This is a genomic window from Pedobacter sp. 10L46_2 (assembly GCF_056395165.1).
The window spans coordinates 1-3,091 of the sequence record NZ_JBFTIZ010000407.1 but is presented as its reverse complement, the minus strand read 5'-3'; the positions used below and the strand labels follow the sequence as shown (position 1 = coordinate 3,091).

The following is a 3,091-nucleotide window of genomic DNA, read 5'->3' as shown; positions in this document are numbered from 1 at the left end:
AACAAAGGGATTATACAAGCACAATAAAATCAATCCTGAAGCCCAAAAATAACCTTAATTAATCACAAAAAACACTCAACCATATCTTTGCTTAAGGACGTTAATTTGCTTATTTTTGCATAGTTCCTGATTTTTCCTTTTACCATTATAGAAACCTAATTGACTACGTTGAAAAATAGAGATAGAAATGTTATGCCCCAAGGTAAGCCCTCATTTAAAGAAGCTTTAAAATTTTGGTTTAAATTGGGTTGGATAAGTTTTGGAGGCACGGCAGGCCATATCAATATTATGCATGAGGAATTGGTAGGTCAAAAAAAATGGATTAGCAACAGCAGATTTTTCCACGCATTAAGCCTTTGCATGCTTTTGCCCGGTCCAGAAGCCCAGCAATTAGCCATTTATATTGGCTGGCAGCTACATGGTAAAAAGGGCGGACTAATAGCCGGCATTTTATTTGTACTTCCCTCCATGTTTATTTTGCTATTACTAAGCATACTGTACGTTTCTTATGGAAATCAGCCATGGATGTTTGCTATGTTCAATGGATTTAAGCCTGCTGTTATCTCCATCATAATAGTAGCGCTGTTAGGTATAGGCAAAAAAGCACTCCATACCAGGCTTCATATTTTAATGTGCGCTTTAGCCTTTATCTGTATTTTCTTCTTTAACATCTCGATGTTCCTGATCATAATAGGAACGATTTTACTCGCTGTTCTAATCCAACGATTGTGGCCTGCGCTATCTGCTAATAGAATTTCGGAGAATAACCTAACCTCTTCTAATGAAGAAACTTTCTATTTTAATAAAAACTCTGTGGCACGTGGCACAAACACACCCAATAGCAAGTCTTTACGGCAAACGGCTATTTTTGCGCTGATCTGGCTAATTCCTTTACTTTTGTTGTACTTTCTTTCTGTTGATTTTCAATTTTGGAAAGACCTAAGCCTCTTCTTTACCCAAACTGCATTATTTACAATAGGAGGATCTTATACTGTTTTACCATATGTTGCACAGTTTAGTGTTTCGAAGCTGAACTGGCTAAGTAAGATGCAAATGATTGATGGTTTTGCCCTTGCTGAAACAACTCCCGGCCCATTAATTATTGTGGTGTGTTACGTAGGATTTATGGCAGCCTTTAATCATTTTTCAGGTTCTATCCTTATGGGCACAATTGGGCTTTTAATTACAACCTTCAATACCTTTTTACCTTCATTCTTATTCATATTTGTTGGCGGACCGATTATTGAAAAAACACATGGAAATAAAACAATTGGCAATGTTCTGGGATTTGTAACAGCTGCAGTTGTGGGAGTGATTTTAAACCTCACCTTATTTCTGGGAAAGGATATTATTTTCCCCGGTGGAGTATCTTTTAAATATATTGATTTTTACTCATTGGCCTGGATTATTATCACCCTGGTGTTAATGAAAAAATTTAAAGTTAACGTCCTCTATATTATTGGACTGAGCTTATTTTTCGGCCTCGCCCATTTTTATATTTTCAGATAAAATTATAATTTAACTGTTTAATATTAAATAGCATGAATTTACCAGCGCAATTAGCAAAGCACTTAAAAGATGTTCATTTTGGCGGGAACTGGACATCATCAAACCTTAAAGACAATTTGACGGATGTAAACTGGCAACAAGCAACAATGCAGGTTCATTCTTTTAATACCATCGCTACCTTAGTTTATCATGTGAATTACTACATAAGTGCAGTGCTAAAGGTATTACAAGGAGAACCACTTGAGGCTAGCGACAAATATAGTTTTGACCTTCCTCCAATCGAGTCACAAAGAGACTGGGATAATTTGCTGGACAAAACCTTTGCCGATGCAGAAACCTTCACTTTACTGATTGAGCAGTTGCCAGAGCATAAACTTTGGGAAAACTTTACAGATGAGAAATACGGAACCTACTACAGAAATATCCAAGGGATTATTGAACACACTCATTACCATTTAGGACAGATTGCGCTGATAAAAAAAATACTCTTACAAGCAGCTGAAAACCAAAGCAAAGGTTAGTTTTCTGTGATTTTTAAGTTTCTGAAATCTCCTGCAGATTCGCTGCCGGTCCAGAAAGCTATCTTCCCGGAATTTAGATTGCTTAAAGGAACCACTTCCAAGCATGGCTTAGGGTTTTCATTTACATAGACACTGATCATTTTTGCTTCCACTTTAATCCGAACCTTAAACCATTCTGCCGGATTAACATCCTCTCCGATCGGTTGCTCATACTTTAATGGAGAAGCTTCTCTAAGCTTTGGCCAGTCATTACCGGGAAGAGAAATATATTGGACAGCATGTTTTTTACGCAGCTCGTTATCAGATCTAAAATTAAATGGCCTAAAATAGATTGCCTCATAAGTAGAATCGTTTTGTATGTGGAAAGCAAATCCAACAAAGCTTTTCTGGAAAATATCTTCACCCTTCACCTCAAACGTTATCTCACCGTTTTTAAAATCGCGGTGTTTTATTACAGCAAAGCCTGCATCATACTTTGAATTTATATGTAAAGTGGGCTTTTGAGATGAACCACTCATATTTATGGTTCGATTTACGGTATGTGTAACCTTTGTAATGTCTACAGTTACTGTTTTCTGAGCCGATACTTTTACACTAACCGAAAAAATGAGTGTCAAAAGTATAAGTAAGGATTTTGGACTTTTCATATTGTTAATTTTCCTTTACAGTTCAAGAGCTATGCCAATGAATTTACCTACCTTAATAAGGCTTTTGACTACCCATGCTGTTCAAAATTGAACATCTACCGTTCGGATAAGAACAGTATCCATCCTTGAAATGATTAGTAAAAAGAAATAAAACCTTATTTTTACTTTTAGAATCGTCTATATCATATAATTCATTCCTTATGATCAGTTCCAACATTTCAAATGAAGCTTTAGATATATTTCGTAAAGGATTAGCGCATTTCATCACTTTTGATGACACTGAATGGACTGAATTCATATCGCACCTTAACTATAAGGTTATTAAAAAGAGGGATCATTTTTCAGTTAAGGATAAAGTTTGTAATGATATTGGATTTATTGTAAATGGTTCAGTTCGCTATTACCATGTTAAGG

4 protein-coding genes are annotated in these 3,091 nt (G+C 35.8%); 3 read left to right on the top strand and 1 reads right to left on the bottom strand.

What is annotated here, in order from left to right; genetic code table 11:
- The first annotated feature begins 168 nt into the window (after positions 1-168).
- Entirely contained in the window at positions 169-1,509 is a 1,341-nt protein-coding gene (chrA, locus tag AC1DDX_RS25875) for a chromate efflux transporter (protein WP_246269716.1), read from the top strand.
- 32 nt (positions 1,510-1,541) lie between these two features.
- Positions 1,542-2,030: a DinB family protein gene (locus AC1DDX_RS25870; protein ID WP_172663135.1), complete on the top strand. Its 489-nt coding sequence runs from the start codon at positions 1,542-1,544 to the stop codon at positions 2,028-2,030.
- Here the strand turns inward: AC1DDX_RS25870 and AC1DDX_RS25865 are convergent.
- Positions 2,027-2,677, bottom strand: coding sequence for a family 16 glycoside hydrolase (locus tag AC1DDX_RS25865; protein ID WP_288879485.1), 651 nt, complete (start codon positions 2,675-2,677; stop codon positions 2,027-2,029). The two genes, AC1DDX_RS25870 and AC1DDX_RS25865, sit on opposite strands and share 4 nt — an antisense overlap.
- A 200-nt stretch (positions 2,678-2,877) precedes the next feature.
- On the opposite strand from AC1DDX_RS25865, the gene AC1DDX_RS25860 reads away from it, so the two are divergent.
- On the top strand, positions 2,878-3,091 hold a 214-nt coding region (locus AC1DDX_RS25860), incomplete at its 3' end, for a hypothetical protein (protein WP_477622864.1).

Excerpts from the sequence above, each read along its gene's own strand:
- AC1DDX_RS25870 (WP_172663135.1), top strand. The coding sequence starts at position 1,542 with ATGAATTTACCAGCGCAATTAGCAAAGCACTTAAAAGATGTTCATTTT.
- AC1DDX_RS25865 (WP_288879485.1), bottom strand. The coding sequence starts at position 2,677 with ATGAAAAGTCCAAAATCCTTACTTATACTTTTGACACTCATTTTTTCG.